The organism is Mesorhizobium sp. M0016 (assembly GCF_040324035.1).
Lineage (GTDB): Bacteria > Pseudomonadota > Alphaproteobacteria > Rhizobiales > Rhizobiaceae > Mesorhizobium.
This window is the reverse complement of sequence record NZ_JAMYVM010000006.1, coordinates 203,940-227,078: the sequence shown is the minus strand read 5'-3', so window position 1 is coordinate 227,078 and position 23,139 is coordinate 203,940. Positions and strand designations below refer to the sequence as shown.

Here is a 23,139-nt window from a genome sequence, read left to right as displayed (position 1 = left end):
GGTGGTGCGGATGAAGGGACTCGAACCCCCACGCCTTTCGGCACTGGAACCTAAATCCAGGGCGTCTACCAGTTCCGCCACATCCGCATTTGTCGGCAATCCCATGTAGCCATCATTCTGTCAATGTCGGGGCGAAAATGTCTGCCGTTGGGGCGGTCATTCGCTGCAACGCGAAGATGGTTGAAAATTGGCCTCGCCTGTGACAAAAGGCGTGTCAAATGTGACGGGACGCGCCGATCCGCTTCTGCAGAATGTGATAAGAAGTAGGAAAAACAAGAACTTATTCACATCTTGGAACGCAGTTTGGAACAATTTGAGCCGTAATTTCGGTCAAATCGCCAGGTTCCGTACCAAAAGCCATTCCCGGCAAGATTGTACCGGCAGGCTGTGAACGGCAAGACGCCGTGGCAGCCTCTTTGGTGAAGATAAAGGTTTTACGATGCAGGTCACCGAAACGCTCAACTCCGGTCTCAAGCGCGAGATCAAGATCACCGTGCCGGCCGGTGATATGGAAGCCAAGCTGATGGCGCGGCTGTCCGACGCCAGGAACAAGGTCCGCATCAACGGCTTCCGTCCCGGCAAGGTGCCTGTGCAGCATTTGCGCAAGGTCTACGGCAAGTCGTTCATGGCCGAAGTGGTCAACGAAATCCTCAACGATTCGACCCGTTCGATCATCACGGGGCGCGGCGAAAAGGCCGCCATGCAGCCTGAAGTGATCATGACGGAAGACGAGAAAGAGGCCGAGAAGATCCTGGCCGGCGGCGCCGACTTCGAATTCCGCCTCAACTACGAGGTCATCCCGGCGATCGAGATCAAGGATTTCTCCGACATCAAGGTGACGCGCCAGGTATTCGAAGTGCCGGACAGCGAGATCGACGAGCAGGTCCAGCGCGTTGCCGAATCGGCGCGCAGCTTCGAGCCGAAGACCGGCAAGGCCGCCGAAGGCGACCGCGTTTTGATCGACTATCTCGGCAAGATCGACGGCGAGGCCTTTTCCGGCGGCGCCGGCACCGACCAGCCGCTGGTTCTGGGTTCCAAGGAATTCATCCCGGGCTTCGAGGACCAGCTGATCGGCGCCAAGGCCGGCGACGAGAAGCAGGTCACGGTCACTTTCCCGGAAAACTACCAGGCAGCGCATCTGGCCGGCAAGGAAGCCACCTTCGACGTCACCGTCAAGGAAGTGTCCAAGCCCGGCGCGCTGGAAATCAACGACGAGATGGCCAAGAATCTCGGCCTGGAATCGCTGGAGCGCCTGCGCGACGTGGTGCGCGGCCAGATCGAGAACCAGTTCGGTTCGATGACCCGCCAGAAGGTCAAGCGCCAGCTGCTCGACCAGCTTGACGCGGCCTATTCGTTCGAGGCGCCGTCGAAGCTCGTCGATGCCGAGTTCAACAACATCTGGACCCAGGTCAACCGCGATCTCGAAGCCGCCGGCCGTACCTTCGCCGACGAGGAGACGACGGAAGAAGAGGCACGCGCCGAATATCTGCGGCTTGCCGAGCGCCGCGTGCGTCTCGGCCTGGTTTTGGCCGAGATCGGCGAGAAGGCCGGCGTCACCGTTTCCGACGAGGAACTGCAGCGCGGCCTGTTCGAGCAGGTGCGCCGCTACCCGGCCAACCAGCAGCAGGAAGCCTTCGAGTTCTATCGCAGCAATCCGGAAGCCCTGAACACGCTGCGCGCGCCGATGTTCGAGGAGAAGGTCGTCGACCATCTGCTCAGCCAGATCTCGGTCACCGACGTCAAGGTCAGCAAGGAAGAGCTGATGGCTGACGACGAAGAGGATACAGCCAAGGCCAAGCCGGCGAAAAAGGCCGCTGCCAAGAAGGCCGACAAGGCTGAAAAGGCCGACGACGCGGAAGAGCCGAAGAAGAAGGCAGCCCCGAAGAAGAAGGCCGCCAAGGACGCCGAATAAGCGCCTGACGACAAGATCAGAAAAGGCCGCCCTCGAGGCGGCCTTTTTCGTTGTGGCGGATGTGCCTTGAGCCACCGCAGCCCACCTGAACCTTTGTACGGTCGACCTGTTCTACCTACCGGCCAGATTCTGTGGTACACAAGTGCCGCAATTCCATCTGGGGAGGAGCGGAGAATCTATTCTGCCGTGCAGGGCGCATGCTGGTGCTACCGGCATGTGCAGACCGTCTCAGGCAAATTTGACGATCAGGGAGGAATGCCATGCGCTTGGTTGCGTTTTTCGCCGTCGTTTCCGTTGCAACTTTCATCGCCAATCCATCGCGGGCACAGGACGCCGCGGCGGGCGAGAAGGTCTTCACCAAATGCAAGGTCTGCCACGTCGCAGACCAAGATACCAACAAGATAGGCCCTTCGTTGCATGGCGTTATCGGCCGGACGGCCGGCACGCATCCGGATTTCAAATATTCCGAAGCCATGATCGCGGCCGGCACATCCGGCGTCAAATGGGATGAACCGACACTGACGACGTATCTTCACGACCCCAAGGCAATGGTCAAAGGGACGAAGATGGCGTTTCCCGGTCTCAAGAAGGACGAGGACGTCGCCAACGTCATCGCCTATCTGAAGCAATTTTCCCCGTAACCTGGCTCGTCGGCCGGCCAGAGCGTTTCACCGTCTCACGGAAACGGCGATCCGCTCGATCTCTTTGTTCTTACGCAATTCCGGACGGAAAACCGCATACGCTCTTTCTGGAATTGCTCTAGGCTGCCCGGTTTCCATCGATGGTCGTCTCAAATGTCGGTCAAGGAAAGCCTTAAGGATACCGGCGTCCGCCTCTCGGAAGCGACGGCCAGTGATTTCTTTGCGCTCTTGAAGCCTCGGGTCATGGCCCTTGCCGTCTTTACCGCCTTCGTCGGTCTGATGGTGGCGCCCGGCGCGATGAACCCGGTCATCGCCGTGATCGCCATAGGTGCGATTGCGGTTGGAGCGGGAGCGGCCGGCGCGCTCAACATGTGGTACGACGCCGACATCGACGCGCTGATGTCGCGCACGTCAAAGCGGCCGGTTCCGTCGGGCCGCGTCACGGCGGGCGAAGCCCTCGGCTTCGGCCTGGTGCTTTCCGCACTTTCGGTCATGACGCTCGGCGTGCTGGTGGGCTGGCTTGCCGCGTCACTGCTGGCCTTCACCATCTTTTTCTACGTCGTCATCTATACGATGTGGCTGAAGCGCTCGACGCCGCAGAACATCGTCATCGGCGGCGCGGCGGGTGCGCTTCCTCCGATGATCGGCTGGGCAGCGGCCACCGGCGCCATCGGCATTGAAAGCCTGATCCTGTTCCTGATCATTTTCCTGTGGACGCCGCCGCATTTCTGGGCGCTCGCACTGTTCAAGGCCGGCGACTATGCCGCTGCCGGCATCCCGATGATGCCGAACGTGGCCGGCCAGGCCTCGACCAGAAGGCAGATCTTCGCCTATTCACTGCTCCTGGCACCAATCGGCGTGCTGCCCTGGGCGTTCGGATTCACGAGCGGGGTCTATGGGATTGTTTCGGCTGCATTGGGCTCGGGTTTCATCTGGCATGCCTGGAACGCCCTGGTCGTCCTCGACAAGGAGATGAAGCCGGCCAAGGCGCTGTTTGCCTATTCGATCTTCTATCTTTTCGCGATCTTTGCCGTGCTGCTTGCCGATACCATCGCGATACGCGCGTTCATGTCAGCCGGAGGGTGACGGCATGACGCTGTGTTCGGAAACCTCGCCTTCCGGGAGCCTTTTGTAAGAACGGGCGACAAGCTCCAGTCAATGGAGTATATTGATTGCGGTGCAGGTCGCGGTTCGCGTGGCCAGTCATGCAGAACGGCAGCACCGTGAAACCGCGACCTTGCCGGACCTGGTCTGGAGGAACGGGCATGACAAGTTTTCACGTGATTGCAGGCGCCAGCGAAACGCTGGAACACACCAAAATCCGAAAAATCAGCGTTTCCGATCTATTCGATGCGCTCAAGCGCGGTGTTGACGATTTTATGGTCAAACCGTCGCACATCGTCTTTCTCTGCCTGATCTATCCGCTTGTCGGCGTGGTGCTCGCTGCCTGGACTTCGGGCGCCAATGCGTTGCCGATGTTGTTTCCGCTGGTGTCCGGCTTTGCGCTGATAGGTCCATTCGCGGCGATCGGCCTCTATGAGATCAGCCGCAGACGAGAAGCCGGGCTCGACACCTCCTGGACGCACGCTTTCGAGGTCAGGAATTCTCCGGCCCTGCCAGCCATCGCCGCAGTCGGGATCATGCTGGTTGCAATCTTCATCGCCTGGCTTTTGGCGGCGCAGGTGTTCTACGAATATCTCTTCGGCCCGGCTCCGCCTGTATCGATTTCGGGCTTCATCAATGAAATATTTGCCACCGGACGCGGCTGGTCTCTGATTGTCCTGGGGCACGCCATCGGCTTCGTCTTCGCCGCGGTGGTGTTGTGCACGACGGTTGTCGCCTTCCCATTGCTGCTCGACCGCGACGTCGGCGCCTACGAAGCCATCCACACATCGGTGCGAGCGGTGCTGGCGAACCCGATCCCCATGGCTGTCTGGGGACTGATTGTCGCCGTCGCCCTGATCATAGGCTCGCTGCCGGTGTTTGCCGGGCTGGCGGTCGTGCTGCCGATCCTGGGTCACGCCACCTGGCATGTCTACCGAAAGGTTGTGGAGCCGCCATCGTCCCCGACGCGGGTCGGCCTCTGACCCTGCAGATCAGCTGATGGGAAGCTTCATCTCCGGTCTTTGACCGGAGATGAAGCTGTGCGTCAGGGCCCCGGTCCGAAGAAGGACAACCGGGTGAGAAGCGTGTAGTCCGCTTCGAAGAGCATCATCGCCACGAACACAAATATCAGAAGCGGCGGCAGGATGATCGCATAGGTCAGGGCCAGCCGCTCCCAGGCCATGTGCATGAACACGGCGACGATCAGCCCGGCCTTGAGGATCATGAAGATCAGGATCAGAGACCATCTGAGATAGCCGTGGATGCCGAGATAATCGACCATGTAGGAGCAGGCGCTGAGGATGAACAGCCATGCCCAGACCACCAGATAGAGCTTGATCGGATGTTCCTGATGAACCTCCGCGACGCCGGTCGATGGCCCTTCATGCGCATGATCAGAGTGCAGCGCGTGTTGCCCGAGGCCGTTTGCGGTTGCTTCAGCCATGTCAGCCTCTCACCAAAGATAGAAGAATGCGAAAATGAACACCCAGACCAGGTCGACGAAATGCCAGTAGAGCCCCATGATTTCGACGTTCTCGTAGCGACCCCTGCGGCTGGTGAAGAAGCCGGGACGACCGACGTCGTAGTCTCCACGCCAGACCTTTCGCGCCACGATGATGAGGAAGATCACCCCGATCGTCACATGCGTGCCGTGGAAGCCGGTGATCATGAAGAAAGTCGAGCCGAATTGTGCCGCGCCCCAGGGATTGCCCCACGGCCGTACCCCTTCGGTGATCAACTTGGTCCATTCGAAGGCTTGCATGCCGACGAAGGTGGCTCCTAGCGCTGCCGTCAGAAGCATGAGGATTGCGGTTTTGCGGCGGTCGCGGCGATAGCCGAAATTGACCGCCATGGCCATCGTTCCGCTGCTCGATATCAGCACGAAGGTCATGATGGCAATCAGGATCAGTGGAATGTCCGAACCGCCGATGCGAAGCGCAAAGACCTCGCTCGGATTGGGCCACGGCACACGTGTGGAGACGCGCGCGGTCATGTAGGAGAGCAGGAAGCAGCCGAAGATGAAGGTGTCGCTGAGCAGGAAGATCCACATCATGGCCTTGCCCCAGGACACGTTCTTGAACGCGCGCTGATCCGAGGACCAGTCGGCGGCAATGCCTTGCCAGCCTGCGGGCCGCGTCTCCGTTTGGCCGGTATGCGTCAGTGTCGTTTCTGCCATGCTCCTCGACCTCCTAGGTCAGCAACTGCCGGCAAATATCGATGAACGTCGCGGCCCAGCCGGCTAAAAGAGCGAAGATGGCGAGCCAGACGAAAAGCAGGAAATGCCAGTACATGGCGCATAATTCGACGCTGAGGCGAAGCCGTTCCGGCCGTGCCCCGTTCCAGGCGCCGGCGGTTGTCCTGCCCAGGCCCACCAGCCCTCCCACTATATGCAGGCCGTGCATCCCGGTTATCAGGTAGAAAAAACTGTTGGCCGGATTGGAGGCCAGAAAATAGCCATCGGCGGTCAGGTCCCGCCATGCCATGAGCTGCCCGATGAGGAAGGCGATCGCGGTGAGCCCAGCCGCGGCAAGGCCGAGCCTGACCGTGTCCATCTGGCGCTTGCGCGCCGCGATCGAGGCGCATTGCAGGGCAACGCTGCTCAGCACCAGCATGCCGGTGTTGAGCCAGAGCAGGCGTGGGATGGGCAGCGGCTGCCAGTCCGACAGCGCCATACGCATGAAGTAGGCGCTGGTGAACAGCGCAAACAGGCAGCCGACCACGGCGAGGAAGACACCGAGGCCAATCTTGGCGGTCGGCAGGCTCGATCGGTCGAAGGCGACAAAATCTCCTGCCACACCTTGCTCGAGCCATGGTTTCGCCATCAGCCGCTGATGCGAGAGCCACCAGCCGGCAAAGCCGGCGATCACGAGAAGGAAGACCAGGATGACGCTCATGCCGGCTCCCTGGAGGGGCCGAACGTGCCCGGCATGTTTTGCGGAATGAAGTCCTCCTTGGCGCCCGGCACGCTGTAGTCATAGGCCCAGCGATAGACGATCGGCAGATCCTTGCCGAAATTGCCATGCGCCGGTGGCGTCTGCGGCGTTTGCCATTCGAGTGTCGTGGCTCGCCATGGATTGCCACCGGCCTCGCGCCCATGGCGGATGCTCCAGATAAGATTGAACAGGAAGACGATCTGGGCGAAGCCGACGATAAACGCCATGATGCTGATGAACGAGTTCAGGTGATGCGCTGACTCCGTCATGACCGTCACGTCGGTCAGTTCGGCATAGCGCCGCGGCACGCCCATCAGGCCGATGTAATGCATGGGAAAGAAGATCAGGTAGGCGCCGAGAAATGTGACCCAGAAATGGAACCGGCCGAGCGTCTCGTTCAGCATCCGGCCGGTGACCTTCGGGTACCAGTGGTAGATCGCGCCGAAGATGACGACGATCGGAGCAACACCCATGACCATATGGAAGTGAGCGACGACGAACATCGTGTCCGACAGCGGGACGTCGACGACGACGTTGCCGAGAAACAGCCCGGTCAACCCGCCATTGACGAAGGTGACGATGAAAGCCATGGCAAACAGCATCGGTATGGTGAGATGGATGTCGCCCCGCCACAGCGTCAGCACCCAATTGTAGACCTTGATCGCCGTCGGGATGGCGATGATCAGTGTCGTGGTGGCGAAGAAGAAGCCGAAATAGGGGTGCATGCCGCTGACATACATGTGGTGCGCCCAGACCACGAAGCTCAGCGCGCCGATGCCAACGATGGCCCAGACCATCATCCGGTAGCCAAAAATGTTCTTGCGCGCATGCGTGCTGATCAGATCGGAGACGATGCCGAAGGCCGGCAGCGCCACGATGTAGACTTCCGGGTGGCCGAAGAACCAGAACAGATGCTGGAACAGGATCGGGCTGCCGCCATTGTGCTGTAGCTGTTCCCCCATCTCGACGACCGCGGGCATGAAAAAGGAGGTTCCAAGCGCGCGGTCAAGCAGCATCATCACGCAGGCGACGAACAGCGCCGGAAAGGCGAGCAGCGCCATGACGGTGGCGGTGAAGATGCCCCAGACGGTCAGCGGCAGGCGCATCATCGTCATGCCGCGCGTGCGGGCCTGCAGCACCGTCACGACATAGTTCAGACCGCCCATGGTGAAGCCGATGATGAACAGGATCAGCGAGACGAGCATCAGGATGATGCCCCATTCCTGGCCGCCAGGTGTGCCGGTCATGATGGCTTGCGGCGGATAGAGCGTCCAGCCGGCGCCGGTCGGTCCGCCGGGCGCAAAGAAGCTCGACACCAGCACCAGCACGGCAAGGAGGTAGATCCAGTAGCTCAGCATGTTGATATAGGGAAAGACCATGTCGCGGGCGCCGACCATCAGCGGGATCAGGTAGTTGCCGAAGCCGCCGAGGAAGAGTGCGGTGAGCAGGTAGATCACCATGATCATGCCGTGCATGGTGATGAACTGGTAGTAGGCCTCGGGGGTGATGAAATCGAACGTGCCGGGGAAGCCGAGCTGCAGCCGCATCAGCCAGGACAGCACCAGCGCGACCAGGCCGATGGCCGTTGCGGTCGCCGAATACTGGATGGCGATGACCTTGGCGTCCTGCGAGAAGACATACTTCGTCCACCAGCTGTGCGGATGGTAAAGCTCCATTTCCGCGACTTCGGCGGGCGGGACGGCATCTGCAGGCGTGATATCGACCATAGGCGGAGCACCTCCGTGCCCTTCAGCGGGACCCGACAGTTTCGAGTTTTGCCGCAACTTCTAGAGCTGACGCCGTCGCGTTGCCCGGCGCCTGTTCCACCGAGCCCGTCTGCTGCGGCGCCGACAACTGCGCGAACGTCTGCTGCTGGTCGAGCCAGGCCACATAGTCCTGCTCGGTATCGACCATGACGATGCCATGCATCATCGGGTGCCCCTGGCCGCACAGTTCGGCGCACAGAACCTGGAAGGTCCCGGTCTTGGTGGGGGTGAACCAGAAATAGGTGACCGAGCCCGGTATCATGTCCATCTTGGCGCGGAATTCCGGAACGTAGAAATCGTGCAACACATCGATCGAGCGCAGCAGCATCTTGACCGGCTTGCCGACCGGCAGATGCAGGTCGGCCGCTTCGACCACGACGTCGTCCTGGCCGCTGGGATCCTTGGCGATCACGCCCAGCGGATTTTCAGCGGTGACGTCGCGGGTGTCGGATGTGCCGAGTTTGCCGTCCTTGCCGGGCAAGCGGAAGCTCCACTGCCATTGCTGGCCGACGACTTCGACCACGGTTGCGTCGCTTGGAACGTTGACGAACCGGCTCCAGACAAACAGGCCGGGAACCAGCATGGCGGTAACACCCACTCCGGTGACGATCGTCAGCCACCATTCGAGCCGCTTGTTCTCCGGTTCGTAGGCCGCCTGGTTGCCTTCGCGGTGGCGGAAGCGGAAAACGCAATAGGCCATGAATAGGACGACCGCGGCGAAGACGACGCCGGTAATCCAAAAGGTGATGATGATGGTGTTGTCGATATAGTCCCAATTCGAGGCAATCGGAGTCCACCACCATGGGCTCAGGAAGTGGAACAACACCGAGCCCACGACGATCAAAACGAGTACAACCACTATGGGCATGTCCCGTTCCTCCCGGTATTTCAGGGGGCGCGAAGCCGTCCCGGGAAAATACCAAGTGCATCATGCGTGATTTGCGATCGAAATTCTAGAGCCGGTTGTGGAAGGAGCGAAAAATTGCTTCTGCGGCGCCCGGACCTTGCTTCGTTGGTGACGCCGGAGCGACACCTGACCCCCCAAATCAGGGAGGGCAGGGGCTGGTTTGATTCGGCTTGCCTTGTTCCAGCGGGATCAAAGCGCCTTGATGATGATGCAGCCGGCCAAAAGCAGCACGACGCCGGCGAGCCGCATGCCGGAGACAAGCCGCTGCGGCAGGCGGAACCAGCCGAAGGTGTCGACGAAGATGCCGGCGACCTGCTGGCCGGCCACCGTCAGGCTGACGGCAGCTGCCGCTCCGATGACGGGGATGGCGGTGAACACGGTCGTGACATAGGTGGCGCCGGCAAAACCTCCGAGCCAGCCCCACCAGGGCATCGACGACAGGCCGGCGAGGCGAGGGCGGGGCGTCTTCGTCGGGGCAAGCGCGATCAGAAGCACCGCGGCCATGGCCAGCATCGCCACCAGGAATGAAATGGTGCCGACCGCAAACGGCGCGCCGCCAAGGTCGTGCCGAAGCAAAGCGTTTACAGCGCCTTGCACCGGAAGCACGGCGCCTGCCAGCAGCGCCAGTCCGATCCACCCTGGTTTCGAGGGCGCCAGATTGTCCGCCGCGCCCTTCTGTCCCAGAACGATGAGGGCAGCACCGGCAAGCACGACCAGCATGCCAAAGGCAGGCCCGGCTCGCAGTCCTGCTTCGGGGATCCCGAGCCAGCCGAACGTGTCGAGGGCGAAGGATGCAAGCATCTGCCCGGCGATGAAGAGCCCGACGGACACGACGGCGCCAAGGCGAGGGAACAGAAGAATGGTGGAAACGACATAGAAGGCCGAAGCCATGCCGCCGATCGCATGCCACCATTCGGCTTGCCGAACGGCAAGCAGAGCCGGTGTCGTTCCGGTGAGGGCCGTGATCGACAACAGCACGATGGCGCCGACCGCGAGCTGAAGCGTGGTCGCGGCAAAGGGTGAGCCGACCGCCTTTGAAAGTTGGGCATTGGCGCCGGCTTGCACCGCAAGCAGGCCACCGGCGACAAGCGCCAGAGGGACGAAGAGGATTTCCACGATCGTATTCCTTGAATGCGGGGTGCGGCGGCTAGGGCATGATCCCAAAAAGTGGGTGCCGGTTTTTGGAAAAGATCATGCTCCAACAAAGGGTTAGGTCATGATGAGATTTCAACCAAATCTCATCATGATCTAAGCGGCAGCCGATGCTTCGGGCAGGGCGGGAACGGCAATGCCTCTGACAACTGCGGAGCGTCGGCCTATGGCGGCATACCAACGCGCCAGGTCTGGCGCGTCATCGAGGCTGAGGCCGAGCCTGGTGACGGCCGCGTTGATCCATGGCCATGTCATCACATCGGCGATGCCGTAGCTTTTGCCGACGATGTGCTCATAGTTCTTGAGCCGGCTATTGAGCACTCGGAAGACGCGTCCGGTTTCGCGCTCAAAACGCTCGATCACATAAGGGATTTTTTCCGGCGCGAAGATTTTGTAATTCCACAATTGGCCAAGCGTCGGGCCGACATGGGCCGCCTGGAACAAGGTCCAGGTCAGCGTATCGTCCGCCTCCTGCGCGCCCACCGGCTGAAGCTTGCCCGACCGTCGCGCCAGGTAGTGTAGGATGGCGCCGGATTCGAAGACCGTGCGGCCGGCGTCCCGGTCGACGATCACCGGGATCTTGTTGTTGGGATTGAGCGCCAGGAAATCAGGCTTGGTCTGGTCGCCCCTTTCGATGTCGACCAAGCGGACCGAGTAGGGCAGGCCGACCTCTTCCAGCATGATCGAGGCCTTGTGCCCGTTGGGTGTCTGGCAGGTGTAGAGTTCTATCGGCGTCATGGCTCTTCTCCGCGACTGTTTCTTTTGTCGTCGGACTCCATATGGCGTGCGTGCATGCGCAGATCGACATGCCGATTCGCCCGCTTACTCTGCGTTTTTGCACAGCGAAGCGTCATTTTGACTCGCAGAGCGCAGCGCTTTCTTTTATCTTTCTGCAAGAATGCACAGCTCACGCGATATCGACTGGGAAGATCTGCGCATGGTGCTGGCCGTCGCCGATGGCGCTTCGCTGGCGGCGGCGGCTCGGATCCTAGGCGTGAACCACACGACTGTGCTGCGGCGCGTCAACGCCTTCGAGGCGCGGCTGGGTATCCGCCTTTTCGATCGGCTGCCGACTGGCTATGCCCTCACCGCGGGCGGCGAGGAACTGCTGGGCGCGGCACGCACAATGGCCGAGACGGTCAATGAACTGGCGCGCAAACTGTCGGGGCAGGATCTCAGGTTCGAAGGCAGGTTGCGGGTCACCACCACCGATACGCTGATGGCATCGGTGCTGCCGCCGATCCTGGCGGCGTTTCATAAGCTCCATCCCGGCATACGGGTCGAGGCGATGACGCAGAATTCCATCGCCAACCTGACGCAAAGGGATGCAGACGTGGCGATCAGGCCGGTGTCGCAACCGCAGGAAATCCTGGTCGGCCGGCGCATTTCGGGCGTCGCCTTCGCCGCCTACGCGACACGTTCCTATGCCGAAACGCTACCCCCGGAGCCGAGACTGGGTGCGCTGCGCTGGATCGCGCCCGACGACAGCCTGGCCAACACCGGCGTCGCCCGCTGGATGCGGTCGTCGCTGCCCGATGTCGAGATCGCCATACGCGCCGATTCCCTGGTGACGATGTCGCATGCGGCGGGCGCCGGAATCGGGGTTGCGGCGCTGCCCTGTTATCTCGGCGACAGCCTGCCCGGGCTTGTAAGGGTCGGAGGGCTGATCGAGGAGATCGGCTCGGCGCTGTGGGTGCTGGTGCACGACGATTTGCGCCGCACGGCGCGCGTCCACGCCTTCACCAAATTCGTCTCCGGCGAATTGCAGCAGCGGCGCGACCTTCTTGAGGGCAGGCTCGGCGCCGGAGCTTGAGACGCACGCCAGCTGACGCTGGGGTTCAACTCCGCAACAGGTTCCCAAGCTCGGCAACCGTCATCACGCGCCCGAACACCTTGCCTATGATGTCGAGGGTTGCATTGTGCGATGCCTCGTCCAGTCCGCCATTGGCGTCGCTGATGAAAGCCACCTTGTAGTCGCGCATGAAGGCGCTCCGCGCGGTGGATTCGCAGCAGATGCTGGTCACGGTGCCGATGATGATCACCGTGTCGACCCGGCCTGCGCCACGGATGTTGCGCAACACGGTCTCGAGCTGCGTGTTGTGGAAGGCATCGTAGCGGTGCTTCTTGATGACGACATCCCCAGGCAAGGGCGCAAGCGCGGCGACGATTTCGGCGCCGGCGCTGCCTTCCCGCATGCCTTTGGTTTTCAGCTTCGGCTGATAGCTGGTTTCCAGCGGCGAGATATCGAAATGGTCGCTGAGCACATGCTGGGTGTAGATCACCGGGACGCCTTGCGCGCGGCAAAGCTCGACCACCTGCCGCATCGCCGGAATGCGATGGCGGGCCATGGCCACTTCCATGACGGCGCCCTCATCGACGAAGTCGCTTTGCATGTCGATGACCAGGAGGGCTGCGCGTTGCTTGTCGAACGGCCATGGTTCGTCGCCGGGCTGGGGCATTGCGTGTTTCCTGTTTCCGACGTTGATCAGGTGAGCAGCAGGCTCTTCATCGAGACATCGCAATTCCTGCCGATGACGATGTGATCGTGGATGGATGGAGAGATCAAGGTCGTGGCAATCTCGCAGCGAGTTCCGGGATTTGTTTGGGCGACTTGACGCGTCCTCGCTTGGCCTACGGGTCGATGACCGCGATCGCATCGATCTCTATCAGGTAGCCGGGAGACATTACAGCTATCCCGACCACCACGTTTGCTGGCTTGTGATCGCCGAACAGCTCGATCTGGGCCGCTTCGATGATCGGCACGTGTTCGTCGCGTTTGTAATCGACGATGTAGATCGTCATCTTGCAGACTTGCTCAGGCCGAGCGCCGGCGGCAGCAAGCGCTCGGCCGAGATTCCCGAACGCCAGGCGCGCCTGGACTGCGAAATCACCATGGCCAACGAGCTTGCCGTGTATGTCTTCTGGCTGCTGGCCCGAGACGAACACCAGCTTGCTTCCTGTCGCAACGACGACCTGGGAGTACATTTCCGGAATCGGCAGATCATTTGGATTTATGCATTCGAGCGTCATTGAATAGATCTCCTGCAATGGTTGACGGGAACTGGCTGCTTCGTATTCGCGAGTCTACGACATTGTCGCCGAAGCGGGCGCTTCCGTCGCAATATCACTTCTACACCGCAAGCGTGGGCGTTTGAGCCAAGCCGGAATGTTGCTGATTGGCTCGCGAGCGGTGGCGTTTGGGATGACGGCACCGGCGCCCATCAGGCTCAGATCAGCAGCAGGCCCTTCATCGAGGCGTTGCCTTTCTTGCCGATGATGATGTGGTCGTGGACGGCGATGCCGAGCGGCTTGGCGCTGTCGATGATCTGCTTGGTCATTTCGATGTCCGCACGCGATGGTGTCGGATCACCTGATGGGTGATTATGCACCAGGATGACGGCGCTGGCCGATAGTTCCAGCGCGCGCTTGATCACTTCGCGCGGATAGACCGGCGTGTGGTCCACGGTGCCGACCTGCTGTACCTCGTCGGCGATCAGCACGTTCTTCTTGTCGAGAAACAAGATGCGGAACTGTTCGCGGTTCTCGAACGCCATCGCCGAGCGGCAGTACGCAAGAAGCTGCGTCCAGTTGGACAGCACCTCGCGGTCGCGAACCTCGGTCCGCGCCATGCGCTGCGCGGCAGCGGCAATCACCTTCAGGTCGACCGCCACGGCGGGGCCGATGCCCTTCACCTCCTGCAGCAGCGCCACCGGTGCGCCAAGCACTTCGCCAAAAGTGCCGAAGCGCGCCAAGAGGGCCTTGGCGATCGGCTTGGTGTCGACGCGCGGGATCAGGCGAAACAGCAGCAGTTCGAGAAGTTCGTAGTCGGGCAGGGCGTCCGCGCCGCCGGCAACGAAGCGCTCGCGCAAACGGTCGCGATGGCCGTGATAGTGTGGCTTCTCCGTCGATTTGTCTCTTGGTGCCTTGTCCTTCGCCGGTGGTTCAAGCCACCGCTCGGAGAAGAACCCCCGTTCGTCGTCACCGCTGTTCCCCATCCATCCCCCACACTCCCCGAAGGCTTCGACGGCAGATTAGAGCGGTAAGCAGCGCGCGGTCGAGTTTTTTCGGCGACGGCGCCTCAAAGCTGCGGCTTTGAGGCGATCTTGTTTTCAGCTGACCGGCGGCAGGCCGGGGCGGTCGAGCTTGTTTGGCGACAGGGTGAAAATCTCGCAGCCAGTTTCGGTGACGCCGATCGTGTGTTCGTACTGCGCCGACAGCGAGCGGTCGCGCGTCACCGCCGTCCAGCCGTCCGACAGCACTTTCACATGCGGCCGGCCAAGATTGATCATGGGCTCGATGGTGAAGATCATGCCCGGCCGCATCTCGACGCCTTCCGAGGCGGTGCCATAGTGCAGGATGTTGGGTGCGTCGTGGAACAGCTGGCCAACGCCGTGGCCGCAGAAATCGCGCACCACCGAGCAGCGCTCTGCCTCGGCATAGGTCTGGATGGCGGCGCCGATGGCGCCGGTGCGGGCGCCGGGCCGGACCGCCGCGATGCCGCGCATCAGGCACTCGTGGGTGACTTCGAGCAGGCGTTCGGCGGCGCGCTTGATGGTGCCGACGGGATACATGCGCGAGGAATCCCCGTGCCAGCCGTCGAGGATGTAGGTGACATCGATGTTGACGATGTCGCCATCCTTCAACGGCTTGTTGTCTGGAATGCCGTGGCAGACGACGTGGTTGATCGAGGTGCAGGACGATTTGGTGTAGCCGCGGTAGTTGAGCGTCGCCGGTAGCGCACCTTGGTCCATGCCGAATTCGAAGACGAAACGGTCGATGGTCTCGGTGGTGACACCCGGCTGGACCATCGGCACCAGTTCATCAAGGCAGCGCGCGGTGAGATCGCAGGCCTTGCGCATGCCGGCAAATCCTTCTTCGCCGTAGAGGCGGATCTGGCCGGTATTCCTGAGGGGTGCCGTGGCGGCGTCGAGATAGGTGACCATAGTGTCCGTTTGCCTGTAAGCGGGCGGCGCATACCAGCCCGTTAGAAAATTTCCTCAGATTTGGCACTGCAAGCCGCAAGGTTCAAGGAAGAACTGCCGGCAATGGACTGATACTGGCGATATTCCTGGCTTGCGCGGCCGCTCAGATGACATCCAGGTGCGCGATCTCCTCCGAATGCCGAGATCGCACTGACGACACATTTTCGCGCAAAAGCAGCCAAAGCAACTTTTGACGACGAACGGCGTTGCTGTGGTCGACGCCAGTTCGGGAGATATAGAATGGACAGATTGCAATTCGAGGTGCCGGTGCGCATCGCGCCCGCGCCCGGGCTGCCGGTAGAGGAAATATACAGCGTCGAACAGGCGCTGGATATCCTGCATGACTGGCCAAAGAAGCGACAGGGCAAGGTCTATGAGGCGGCGTTCAATGCCTGCTTCGGGGCCACGGTGGATGTGGTCAAGACTGAGGATGCCTGGCGCGCCTTCATGGCGTTTTGCCGGGTCAGTGGCCTGCTGGCCAGGGATATGATGGTTACGGCCAAGCGCGCCGGCGAGGCGAGGGGCCTGAGGGTCTAGAGTTCTGCTTGGCCTGGAGGCCGGCCAACCGACTCGTTCCAATCGGCGCGGACTCCGCGGCGTTAAGGTTCCGTTTCCGACTTCACAGCTAGGCATGAGCCATAGAGCAGCGTCTGATTCGTTGCGTCGGTTTCATGGTGCAGAACATGTCTTCAGCCAATGTGCGTACCTTCCCGCTAGATCGGCAGACCGTGCTGGTGCGCGAGGTCGCCGCAAGGCTGGGCAGACTGCACGGCGACACGGCCACGTCGTTCTGGAAGGCCACGGCGCGCGAACTCCTCGACAAGGCGGTCGCAGCCGGCAGCGATGCAGCTTCGGCGGCCAACGATGTCCGCCGGTTTTTTGCCGCGGTCCAGGACGAGATGCATTTCAAGGCGGACGATGCCGCACCGGGGCAGCGCCGGACGCGCACCCGCCCCTAGCCTCAAACAGAGCACACACGCGCTCATCATTGTGTGGCCAACCGTGGACCGGTCTTGGCGTCGACGAATCTCGGGCCTTACGCTGTCGATCGTGCCGTCCCAGCCACGGCGAGCGCCTTGTTGAACGCGAGACAGGCGATGAAATACTGGTCGCGCTCGGCCCTGGCGACGTCGGTCATCGCCAAGGAAATCGTCGAGCGCTATGGCGGGACCGTCACGCCGGAGAACCTGCCTGACGGATGGCTTTTGCAGATGGTGGGATCGAGGCGGTTTAGCGCAAGGCGTCGGCCTCTCGGCGATCCCTGTGCCGACCCGATCCGAATCGGCTATGCCTGCGCGATGCAGGAAACGTCTCTCTACATCCCGGTGAAGCGGTTTCTCGAGAGCCTGGAATTCACGGTCAAGGGCGAAGTCGGCCACTGCGATATCGTGGCGGTGCGCGACGGCGAGCCGCCTGTGCTGGTCATCTGCGAACTGAAATTGCAGTTCAACCTCGAACTGGTGCTGCAAGGTGTCGATCGCGCGGCGGCATGCGACGAAGTGTGGCTGGCCGCGCGCATGTCGGCGCGTGGCAAAGGCCGCGAGCACGACCGCCGTTTTCGCGCGCTGTGCCGGCGGCTCGGCTTCGGGCTTCTGGCTGTCAGCGGCAAGGGGGAGGTCGAAGTGCTGCTCAGCCCGGCGGCTCTGCCGCCGCGTCGCGATCCGAAGCGCCGCTCCCGACTGATGGAGGAACACCGTCGCCGGCGCGGCGATCCGGTGGTCGGCGGTGGCTCGCGCGCCCCGATCATGACCGCCTACCGGCAGGATGCGCTGGCCTGCGCCGCAGCCATGACCGACGGGCCGAAACGCCCGCGCGATCTGAAAGCGATTTCGCCGCGCGCGCCCAGCATCCTATTGGACAATGTCTATGGCTGGTTCGCCAGGGCCGAGCGCGGCGTCTACGCGCTGACCGAGGGTGGCCACGCGGCGTTACAGCGCTGGCCGCAGGTAGCGCACGACCAGGGGTGAGTGGCCGGAGATTGCCGCGAGCAGGCGCCGAGGGAAACCTCGGCACGGCAGCCGCTGTTCGCCGTTTCAACCGATGCGCCGCGCCACCCTTCCAGCCGCTGCTAGTTCGGCGGCTGCCGCGAGGCTTCCTGTTTTCCTGAAAGATCTGGTACGCCCAAGGGGAATCGAACCCCTGTTACCGCCGTGAAAGGGTCGCTATCACTTCCAACCGTGTGCAAACGTATTTAATAAAATCAGCCGGTTAGCCGTGTGATGTTCACTTGTGTTTATGCTTGTCCAACTCTGTTGAGGGGTATATATTGGACAAAGTGTTGGACACGGAAGGCGCCGGCAAATGGTCGAGAAGGTACGTGACAGGAAGATGGACACCGCTAATGCCCGCAAGGCATTGCCGGCGAGGGGAAAGCCTTACTATCGAACAATCGCCAAGGGCCTGCACCTTGGATACCGAAAGGGCCAGACTGGCGGCCGGTGGGTCGCACGGCACTATATCGGTGGACAGGACTACGTTGTCGAAACCATCGCCGACGCCGACGACAAGCTGGAGGCCAACGGCACCACTGTCCTTACGTTCTCCCAGGCCCAGGATCGTGCGCGCCAGCTTCATGCCGATCGTCACGCGCCTACACCCAAGGCGGGGCCTTACACCGTCAACGACGCTCTGGATGCCTATGTCCATTGGATGGAGGGCAAGAGGAAGTCGGCGAGGGACACCAAGTGGCGTCGCAAGCTGATCGAAGCCGAGCTGGGCGATAAAGAAGTTGCCAAACTCACCGCCGATGAAATCCGGAAATGGCACCGCAAAGTTTCAGAAACGCCGCCACGGTTAAGAACGAAGGAGGGGAAAGAGCAGCGCTACCGAGAGCTTGGCACCGACAGCGCATCGATCCGCCAACGCCGCGCCACTGCAAACCGTGTCCTGACCATTCTCAAGGCGGCCTTGAATTACGCATGGCGTGAGGGGAAGGTAGACTCGGACAAGGAATGGCGGCGCGTGGAGCCATTCGAGGACGTAGAGACTGCCAGGGTGAGATATCTGTCCATTGCCGAGGCCAAGCGCCTGGTAAACGCCTGCGAGCCTGATTTTCGCAGCATTGTCCAGGCCGCACTTCAAACCGGCGCCCGGTATGGGGAGTTGGCTCGGCTCACCGTCGCTGATTTCAACTCTGATGTCGGTACGCTGACCATTGGTGAAAGCAAGTCGGGGGAAGTCCGGCACGTCGTCCTGACCGAGGAAGGCAAGAAGCTCTTTGGTCAACTCGCCAGCGGCAAGGAAGGCACGGCGCTGTTGATGACCAACGCTGCCGGTAACCCTTGGGGGAAGTCTCACCAGTCGCGGCCGATGACGGATGCGTGCGCTGCCGCCAAGATCAATCCGGTGATCGGCTTCCATGGCTTGCGCCACACATGGGCGAGCTTGGCTGTGATGAACGGAATGCCGCTGCTCGTGGTCGCGGCACAGCTAGGCCACACAGACACCCGCATGGTTGAAAAGCACTACGGCCATCTGTCTAAGTCCTACATTGCCGACGCGGTGAGGGCTGGCGCACCAAGGTTTGGAATTGAGGACACCAATGTCTTCCCTATGGAGGCGACCAATGTCTGAGGACTGGATTTCCTTCGATGAGGCGCTCGCCTATGTCGAGGCCCGCAAAGTTTCCAATCCCGCGTCCAGGCTATGGGATGTCATACGGCGGAAGAGGATCAAAGGCAGCTTTCCCGGCGATGCGGATGACGATTCCAATTCCGATGCTTGGACCGACTATCACCTAAACACGCGCGCAGCATTTATGAGTGCGGCCGATCGCTATGCGATGACCAGGGTGTATCTCCCTAGCCTATTGGCATGGCTTGACCGTCTTTCAGGAGGCCATGTGGCGACGCAACCGAAGCCGGCCTACGGGCGGAAGCCGGGAACGGGGAAGACGACAACAGACGCGCCATTCGTCACCATGATGCGAGATCTGTTGGCGTCAAAAGAGGCAAACAGCATGGCCGAGGCTGCGAGAAAGGTGATTGCGGGAAATCCTAGCCTCCAATCCAAGACGACGACTGAACCCAGCATCGTTCGGCGCCTTAGCGACCTTTACAAGAAGACATACCCCGGAGAATAACGGAGCCTCCGTTATTCTCAGATGCTCCGTGCCTCCGCATGGTTCAAATAGGCATCCTCTTCATTGGTTCACTTGAACCGGAAAGGATTACTATGAACACCGTCACGGCGGCTCTCACTATCCCGGAATTTTGCCAGGCGAACCGCATCAGCCGGGGCAGCTTCTACAATCTCAAGAAGGCCGGCAAGGCGCCGCGCCTGATGATCGTCGGCAACCGCGTCCTGATCTCGCCCGAGGCCAACGCGGAATGGCGGCTTGCCCGCGAACAGGATGCCGTCGAGGTGGCGGCATGAACAGCGGTGTCGATCACGAACTGTCCGACAAGGCCGATGAGGCTGCCGTCTGGCTCGCCGCCAACTGGTTCAAGGCTGAGCGCCCGCTGGTGCCGTTCCTGCGCAAGAGGTTCGGTCTCTCGGCTGCAGAAGCAGTGGAGTCGATGCGCGAGAGCGCCCGCATCAGGGGGCTCACCAATGAGAAGCGCTGAAATAGAAACCGCCGCGACCGACTGGCATCGGAGCGGCGGCAATGGAAAAACGTCACCCCATACTTCTATCGCTGCTGCGCTTACTCCGCAAGAGAAATGGCGTCTGGCCAACCCCTTGGCGCGCTGGGCTCACATCGCTGTCCAGTCCGCTCTCAAGCGCGGACTCCTGGTCAAGCAGGACTGCGCGGTCTGCGGCATCTCAAAGACAGACTTCCATCACGACCCGGATCACTATGACCGGCCGCTGGATGGCGTGTGGTTGTGCCGGAAGCATCATAAGGGTGAACACCGCCGGCTGAAGTGCGAGGCCGCCGATGGCTGAGGGCGTAGCGCGCAAGGGCCGCAAGACCAAGATCGCAGGTCAGTTCTCATGGCGCCTTGTCGAAATGCAGGAGTCCCCGGCCTATCGGGTACTCTCGCAATCTGGCCACCGGGTGCTGGACCGGCTTGAGATCGAACTAGGCCACCACGGTGGGAACGACAACGGCAAGCTGCCGACGACCTTCGACCAGTTCGAGGATTATGGGATCCACAGACACGCTATCGCGCCAGCGGTGCGTGAGGTGGTGGCGCTCGGCTTCGTTGAGATCACGCAGGAAGGCAGGGCTGGCAATGCTGAATGGCGCCGCCCTAATTTATTCAGGCTGACCTATCGCCATCTCGACAAGGCAGAGCCGACAAATGACTGGCGCCAGATCGATACCCTGGAGGCTGCAGAGATGATTGCGAGAGCGGCCAGAGCTGCATCTGAGAAACAAAACTCCAGTGGCGGAAAACGCCAGATTTCAGTGCGGATTGTGCACCACAAACAGGAAATCCTTAGTGCGGATTCCACCACTACAGGGCTTAGTGCGGATTCCACCACTACATCTATATCTCGGGGTGCAGGTCATGGGTGAGGTAGTGCCATTCCCCAGCCAAGGTGTTCGCACTGTGCCGTGCCATCGTATCGCTGAGATGTACGAACTCCAGGTCTACGAAGAAGGCAGGTGGCGGGCCTACTCCATCCACTACTCCCTGGAGGACGCAAAAAAAGCGGCTGCAAACGTGATCGGGACGAAGGTGATCGCCTGAGTGCCTGAGTGCACCGAGCATCCGGAGCATGTTTTCTCCTGAGACATGGCTAAGGCCAAATCAGTAGCGTTCAGTTGTCTTGCCGCTGTATCAAGGCGGTAAATTGCACTCACTTGAACGCACATAGACTAGCAAAAACAATGACTTGTCGGGTGTACACTGGTACTCTGTCCAACGTTTAGCCAATTCGAGGCGGAAAATGCAAGCAGACGCAGCAGAGATGGAAGGCGAGTCCAGCCCGAAGCAGGGCGGAAAGGTTCGGCTTAGGACGCTGGACGATCTGGACCGCCGCACGACTGCTGCCCGCGTGGTGTTCGAGCTACGTGACACCCTGGCTGCCGATCTCGGTGGCAAGGCCAATCTGTCGAGCATGAAGCTGGAGCTTATCGACAACGTGGCCGTGCTTGGCGCCATGCTGAAGGACAGCGCCGCCAGCTACATCACAGGCGAAGAAGTGGACATCACCGAGTTCATGGCCCTGACCAACGCACAGCGCCGGCTGCTGGCCGATCTCGGTCTAGAGCGCCGTGCCTTGAAGGACATCACCCCGACGCTGCGAGACTACGCCGCCACTAGGTACGCAGGTGCTTCCTCGTGAGCCTGGCCAACATCACCATCGATACGGCGCTTCGTGACCCGAACCTGCTTGGTGCTGCTCTCGGCCCATCAGTGACGTGGGACACATGGATTGCCATCCTCCGCGCTGCCTATGGTCTGGATCTATCCCCCGACGAGCTTACCGCCTTCAATGCCGTTGCCGGTGGCAGGGCGCCGCCCGTCAAGCGCGTTCGTGAGCTTTGGTGCATCATCGGCCGCCGCTCGGGAAAGTCGCGTGTAGCGGCTGCCCTTGCTGACTTCATTGCCGCCTTCCAAGACCACAGTGGCAAGCTTGCCCCAGGCGAAACAGGCACCATCCTCGTTCTGGCTGCATCACAACGGCAGGCTCGGGGCGTCTATGACTACATCAAGGCATTCTTCGAAGCTTCGCCAATCCTCTCTCAGCTTGTCGAGAGCGTGACCAATGACGAGATCAAGCTTGCCGGCAACATCGGCATCTCGGTTCACACCAACAATTACCGCACGGTTCGCGGTCGCACCCTGATTGCCTGCATCTTTGACGAAGTGGGCTTCTGGCGTGACGAATCCACGTCATTGCCCGATGTCGAGACCTATCGTGCCGTTCTGCCTGCCTTGGCCACCACTGGCGGGATGCTGATCGGCATCTCGTCGCCATATGCCCAGCGTGGCCTGCTCTACACCAAGCACCGGGATTGCTACGGCAAGGACGATGCACAGGTTCTGGTGGTGCAGGCCGGGACCAAGGTCTTCAACCCGACCATCGACACAGACATCATCGACCAGGCGCACCGGGATGACCCGGAATCGGCTGCTGCTGAATGGGATGCAAAGTTTCGCGGTGACCTGTCCACATTCGTTGATAGGGCCGTGGTGGAGCGCTGCGTTGATATCGGCATCCATGAGCGCCCGTACCTGCGGCAATACCGCTACGTGGGCTTCTGCGACCCGAGCGGCGGCGCCCACGATTCGATGACCCTTGGCATTGCCCACAGGGAAGGCGACAGGGGCGTTTTGGACTGCCTGCGAGAGGTGAAGCCGCCCTTTGCCCCGGCTGATGTCGTCGGTGAGTTCTGCCGCGTCCTGAACGTCTACAAGATCACTAGTGTGACCGGCGATCGATATGCCGGCTCGTGGGTTTCGGATGCATTCCGCAAGGAAGGAATTCGCTACGTAGCTTCTGAAAGATCCCGCTCGGAAATCTATCTGGACTCGCTGCCGCAGCTCATGGGCGGAACCGCCTCGCTGCTCGATAACATCCGGCTTGTCGGCCAGATTTCACTGCTTGAGCGGCGCACCACGCGCACCGGCAAAGACAATATTGATCATATGTCCGGGGCTTCCGACGATCTCTGCAACGCGGCGCTTGGCGCCATCATGCATGTGCCGTCCCTGAACCGCGCTGACGCGAACCACTATGGCGGTAGCAACCGCACGCCAGTCGTCAATCTGTCCCACGCCAACATGAAGGCAAAAACAGGACGATACGGCCCTGTGCAAATGAAAGGACCATCGCGCAATGGCTGA

Annotated in this window: 27 protein-coding genes and 1 tRNA gene; 16 read left to right on the top strand and 12 right to left on the bottom strand. The window is 61.1% G+C overall.

Translation table 11 applies throughout. The features are described 5' to 3' along the window. Window positions 1–2: 2 nt before the first annotated feature. Window positions 3–87 (bottom strand) — tRNA-Leu (locus tag NKJ88_RS11950). Between the two features lie 352 nt (window positions 88–439). On the opposite strand from NKJ88_RS11950, the gene tig reads away from it, so the two are divergent. The 4 genes from tig to NKJ88_RS11930 all read left to right on the top strand — a co-directional run bounded on the left by tig (window position 440) and on the right by NKJ88_RS11930 (window position 4,640). Continuing rightward, complete coding sequence (gene tig / locus NKJ88_RS11945) at window positions 440–1,912, top strand: trigger factor (protein WP_352444120.1); 1,473 nt, start codon at window positions 440–442, stop codon at window positions 1,910–1,912. A 260-nt stretch (window positions 1,913–2,172) separates the two neighbouring features. Continuing rightward, window positions 2,173–2,553 carry a c-type cytochrome gene (locus NKJ88_RS11940; RefSeq protein WP_023667668.1) on the top strand — a complete coding sequence of 127 codons (381 nt, stop codon included), beginning with the start codon at window positions 2,173–2,175 and terminating at the stop codon, window positions 2,551–2,553. A gap of 153 nt (window positions 2,554–2,706) precedes the next feature. Beyond that, window positions 2,707–3,639, top strand: a complete 933-nt coding sequence (locus NKJ88_RS11935) for a heme o synthase (protein WP_023667667.1) — start codon at window positions 2,707–2,709, stop codon at window positions 3,637–3,639. Window positions 3,640–3,818: 179 nt separating this feature from the next. Further along, complete coding sequence (locus NKJ88_RS11930; protein ID WP_023667666.1) at window positions 3,819–4,640, top strand: DUF2189 domain-containing protein; 822 nt, start codon at window positions 3,819–3,821, stop codon at window positions 4,638–4,640. Between the two features lie 62 nt (window positions 4,641–4,702). Here the strand turns inward: NKJ88_RS11930 and NKJ88_RS11925 are convergent, their stop codons facing one another. The 7 genes from NKJ88_RS11925 to NKJ88_RS11895 all read right to left on the bottom strand — a co-directional run bounded on the left by NKJ88_RS11925 (window position 4,703) and on the right by NKJ88_RS11895 (window position 11,153). Next, window positions 4,703–5,101 (bottom strand): cytochrome C oxidase subunit IV family protein, encoded by a 399-nt coding sequence (locus NKJ88_RS11925; protein ID WP_023729894.1) that lies wholly within the window; start codon window positions 5,099–5,101, stop codon window positions 4,703–4,705. Window positions 5,102–5,110: 9 nt separating this feature from the next. After that, window positions 5,111–5,833 (bottom strand): heme-copper oxidase subunit III family protein, encoded by a 723-nt coding sequence (locus NKJ88_RS11920; protein ID WP_023667664.1) that lies wholly within the window; start codon window positions 5,831–5,833, stop codon window positions 5,111–5,113. Window positions 5,834–5,846: 13 nt separating this feature from the next. Next, window positions 5,847–6,551 carry a cytochrome c oxidase subunit 3 gene (locus NKJ88_RS11915; RefSeq protein WP_023688233.1) on the bottom strand — a complete coding sequence of 235 codons (705 nt, stop codon included), beginning with the start codon at window positions 6,549–6,551 and terminating at the stop codon, window positions 5,847–5,849. Then, entirely contained in the window at window positions 6,548–8,317 is a 1,770-nt protein-coding gene (gene ctaD, locus NKJ88_RS11910; RefSeq protein ID WP_352444119.1) for a cytochrome c oxidase subunit I, read from the bottom strand. Before ctaD ends, NKJ88_RS11915 begins: the two co-directional genes overlap by 4 nt. A gap of 22 nt (window positions 8,318–8,339) precedes the next feature. Then, window positions 8,340–9,224, bottom strand: a complete 885-nt coding sequence (locus NKJ88_RS11905; protein WP_023667661.1) for a cytochrome c oxidase subunit II — start codon at window positions 9,222–9,224, stop codon at window positions 8,340–8,342. Window positions 9,225–9,452: 228 nt separating this feature from the next. Continuing rightward, window positions 9,453–10,379 carry a DMT family transporter gene (locus tag NKJ88_RS11900; RefSeq protein WP_352444118.1) on the bottom strand — a complete coding sequence of 309 codons (927 nt, stop codon included), beginning with the start codon at window positions 10,377–10,379 and terminating at the stop codon, window positions 9,453–9,455. Window positions 10,380–10,511: 132 nt separating this feature from the next. After that, window positions 10,512–11,153, bottom strand: a complete 642-nt coding sequence (locus tag NKJ88_RS11895; RefSeq protein ID WP_027050354.1) for a glutathione S-transferase family protein — start codon at window positions 11,151–11,153, stop codon at window positions 10,512–10,514. A gap of 160 nt (window positions 11,154–11,313) precedes the next feature. On the opposite strand from NKJ88_RS11895, the gene NKJ88_RS11890 reads away from it, so the two are divergent. Then, on the top strand, window positions 11,314–12,228 hold the full coding sequence (locus NKJ88_RS11890) for a LysR family transcriptional regulator (protein ID WP_023701662.1): 915 nt from the start codon (window positions 11,314–11,316) through the stop codon (window positions 12,226–12,228). Between the two features lie 25 nt (window positions 12,229–12,253). Here the strand turns inward: NKJ88_RS11890 and NKJ88_RS11885 are convergent, their stop codons facing one another. The 4 genes from NKJ88_RS11885 to map form a co-directional block, all read right to left on the bottom strand. Further along, on the bottom strand, window positions 12,254–12,874 hold the full coding sequence (locus NKJ88_RS11885) for an isochorismatase family protein (RefSeq protein ID WP_023751542.1): 621 nt from the start codon (window positions 12,872–12,874) through the stop codon (window positions 12,254–12,256). 172 nt (window positions 12,875–13,046) lie between these two features. Further along, complete coding sequence (locus tag NKJ88_RS11880; protein WP_023701658.1) at window positions 13,047–13,445, bottom strand: RidA family protein; 399 nt, start codon at window positions 13,443–13,445, stop codon at window positions 13,047–13,049. A gap of 197 nt (window positions 13,446–13,642) precedes the next feature. After that, window positions 13,643–14,410, bottom strand: coding sequence for a RadC family protein (gene radC, locus NKJ88_RS11875; protein WP_352444117.1), 768 nt, complete (start codon window positions 14,408–14,410; stop codon window positions 13,643–13,645). A gap of 114 nt (window positions 14,411–14,524) precedes the next feature. Next, a complete protein-coding gene (gene map, locus NKJ88_RS11870; protein WP_023681623.1) occupies window positions 14,525–15,358 on the bottom strand; it encodes a type I methionyl aminopeptidase in 834 nt (277 codons plus the stop codon). Window positions 15,359–15,637: 279 nt separating this feature from the next. Here map and NKJ88_RS11865 point away from each other — a divergent pair, with 279 nt between their 5' ends. From NKJ88_RS11865 to NKJ88_RS11815, 11 genes are all read left to right on the top strand, one after another. Next, entirely contained in the window at window positions 15,638–15,934 is a 297-nt protein-coding gene (locus tag NKJ88_RS11865; protein WP_023667653.1) for a DUF982 domain-containing protein, read from the top strand. A gap of 146 nt (window positions 15,935–16,080) precedes the next feature. After that, complete coding sequence (locus NKJ88_RS11860) at window positions 16,081–16,356, top strand: DUF6074 family protein (protein WP_023725693.1); 276 nt, start codon at window positions 16,081–16,083, stop codon at window positions 16,354–16,356. A 339-nt stretch (window positions 16,357–16,695) separates the two neighbouring features. Beyond that, a complete protein-coding gene (locus NKJ88_RS11855; RefSeq protein WP_023667651.1) occupies window positions 16,696–17,364 on the top strand; it encodes a DUF2161 domain-containing phosphodiesterase in 669 nt (222 codons plus the stop codon). A 334-nt stretch (window positions 17,365–17,698) separates the two neighbouring features. Continuing rightward, window positions 17,699–18,970: a tyrosine-type recombinase/integrase gene (locus NKJ88_RS11850; RefSeq protein WP_352444116.1), complete on the top strand. Its 1,272-nt coding sequence runs from the start codon at window positions 17,699–17,701 to the stop codon at window positions 18,968–18,970. Beyond that, window positions 18,963–19,478: a hypothetical protein gene (locus NKJ88_RS11845; RefSeq protein ID WP_352444115.1), complete on the top strand. Its 516-nt coding sequence runs from the start codon at window positions 18,963–18,965 to the stop codon at window positions 19,476–19,478. Before NKJ88_RS11850 ends, NKJ88_RS11845 begins: the two co-directional genes overlap by 8 nt. 92 nt (window positions 19,479–19,570) lie before the next feature. Further along, entirely contained in the window at window positions 19,571–19,771 is a 201-nt protein-coding gene (locus NKJ88_RS11840) for a hypothetical protein (protein ID WP_023688246.1), read from the top strand. After that, window positions 19,768–19,962, top strand: coding sequence for a hypothetical protein (locus NKJ88_RS11835; protein WP_352444114.1), 195 nt, complete (start codon window positions 19,768–19,770; stop codon window positions 19,960–19,962). The genes NKJ88_RS11840 and NKJ88_RS11835 overlap by 4 nt, the downstream gene beginning before the upstream one ends. Further along, window positions 19,949–20,284, top strand: a complete 336-nt coding sequence (locus NKJ88_RS11830; protein ID WP_352444113.1) for a hypothetical protein — start codon at window positions 19,949–19,951, stop codon at window positions 20,282–20,284. The genes NKJ88_RS11835 and NKJ88_RS11830 overlap by 14 nt, the downstream gene beginning before the upstream one ends. Further along, entirely contained in the window at window positions 20,277–20,861 is a 585-nt protein-coding gene (locus NKJ88_RS11825; protein ID WP_023710671.1) for a hypothetical protein, read from the top strand. Before NKJ88_RS11830 ends, NKJ88_RS11825 begins: the two co-directional genes overlap by 8 nt. A gap of 374 nt (window positions 20,862–21,235) precedes the next feature. Next, window positions 21,236–21,634, top strand: a complete 399-nt coding sequence (locus tag NKJ88_RS11820; protein WP_156935488.1) for a hypothetical protein — start codon at window positions 21,236–21,238, stop codon at window positions 21,632–21,634. Then, window positions 21,631–23,139: a terminase large subunit domain-containing protein gene (locus NKJ88_RS11815; RefSeq protein WP_352444112.1), complete on the top strand. Its 1,509-nt coding sequence runs from the start codon at window positions 21,631–21,633 to the stop codon at window positions 23,137–23,139. The genes NKJ88_RS11820 and NKJ88_RS11815 overlap by 4 nt, the downstream gene beginning before the upstream one ends.

Excerpts from the sequence above, each read along its gene's own strand:
- tig (WP_352444120.1), top strand. The coding sequence starts at position 440 with ATGCAGGTCACCGAAACGCTCAACTCCGGTCTCAAGCGCGAGATCAAG.
- NKJ88_RS11940 (WP_023667668.1), top strand. The coding sequence starts at position 2,173 with ATGCGCTTGGTTGCGTTTTTCGCCGTCGTTTCCGTTGCAACTTTCATC.
- NKJ88_RS11935 (WP_023667667.1), top strand. The coding sequence starts at position 2,707 with ATGTCGGTCAAGGAAAGCCTTAAGGATACCGGCGTCCGCCTCTCGGAA.
- NKJ88_RS11930 (WP_023667666.1), top strand. The coding sequence starts at position 3,819 with ATGACAAGTTTTCACGTGATTGCAGGCGCCAGCGAAACGCTGGAACAC.
- NKJ88_RS11925 (WP_023729894.1), bottom strand. The coding sequence starts at position 5,101 with ATGGCTGAAGCAACCGCAAACGGCCTCGGGCAACACGCGCTGCACTCT.
- NKJ88_RS11920 (WP_023667664.1), bottom strand. The coding sequence starts at position 5,833 with ATGGCAGAAACGACACTGACGCATACCGGCCAAACGGAGACGCGGCCC.
- NKJ88_RS11915 (WP_023688233.1), bottom strand. The coding sequence starts at position 6,551 with ATGAGCGTCATCCTGGTCTTCCTTCTCGTGATCGCCGGCTTTGCCGGC.
- ctaD (WP_352444119.1), bottom strand. The coding sequence starts at position 8,317 with ATGGTCGATATCACGCCTGCAGATGCCGTCCCGCCCGCCGAAGTCGCG.
- NKJ88_RS11905 (WP_023667661.1), bottom strand. The coding sequence starts at position 9,224 with ATGCCCATAGTGGTTGTACTCGTTTTGATCGTCGTGGGCTCGGTGTTG.
- NKJ88_RS11895 (WP_027050354.1), bottom strand. The coding sequence starts at position 11,153 with ATGACGCCGATAGAACTCTACACCTGCCAGACACCCAACGGGCACAAG.
- NKJ88_RS11890 (WP_023701662.1), top strand. The coding sequence starts at position 11,314 with ATGCACAGCTCACGCGATATCGACTGGGAAGATCTGCGCATGGTGCTG.
- NKJ88_RS11885 (WP_023751542.1), bottom strand. The coding sequence starts at position 12,874 with ATGCCCCAGCCCGGCGACGAACCATGGCCGTTCGACAAGCAACGCGCA.
- NKJ88_RS11880 (WP_023701658.1), bottom strand. The coding sequence starts at position 13,445 with ATGACGCTCGAATGCATAAATCCAAATGATCTGCCGATTCCGGAAATG.
- radC (WP_352444117.1), bottom strand. The coding sequence starts at position 14,410 with ATGGGGAACAGCGGTGACGACGAACGGGGGTTCTTCTCCGAGCGGTGG.
- map (WP_023681623.1), bottom strand. The coding sequence starts at position 15,358 with ATGGTCACCTATCTCGACGCCGCCACGGCACCCCTCAGGAATACCGGC.
- NKJ88_RS11865 (WP_023667653.1), top strand. The coding sequence starts at position 15,638 with ATGGACAGATTGCAATTCGAGGTGCCGGTGCGCATCGCGCCCGCGCCC.
- NKJ88_RS11860 (WP_023725693.1), top strand. The coding sequence starts at position 16,081 with ATGTCTTCAGCCAATGTGCGTACCTTCCCGCTAGATCGGCAGACCGTG.
- NKJ88_RS11855 (WP_023667651.1), top strand. The coding sequence starts at position 16,696 with ATGCAGGAAACGTCTCTCTACATCCCGGTGAAGCGGTTTCTCGAGAGC.
- NKJ88_RS11850 (WP_352444116.1), top strand. The coding sequence starts at position 17,699 with ATGGTCGAGAAGGTACGTGACAGGAAGATGGACACCGCTAATGCCCGC.
- NKJ88_RS11845 (WP_352444115.1), top strand. The coding sequence starts at position 18,963 with ATGTCTGAGGACTGGATTTCCTTCGATGAGGCGCTCGCCTATGTCGAG.
- NKJ88_RS11840 (WP_023688246.1), top strand. The coding sequence starts at position 19,571 with ATGAACACCGTCACGGCGGCTCTCACTATCCCGGAATTTTGCCAGGCG.
- NKJ88_RS11835 (WP_352444114.1), top strand. The coding sequence starts at position 19,768 with ATGAACAGCGGTGTCGATCACGAACTGTCCGACAAGGCCGATGAGGCT.
- NKJ88_RS11830 (WP_352444113.1), top strand. The coding sequence starts at position 19,949 with ATGAGAAGCGCTGAAATAGAAACCGCCGCGACCGACTGGCATCGGAGC.
- NKJ88_RS11825 (WP_023710671.1), top strand. The coding sequence starts at position 20,277 with ATGGCTGAGGGCGTAGCGCGCAAGGGCCGCAAGACCAAGATCGCAGGT.
- NKJ88_RS11820 (WP_156935488.1), top strand. The coding sequence starts at position 21,236 with ATGCAAGCAGACGCAGCAGAGATGGAAGGCGAGTCCAGCCCGAAGCAG.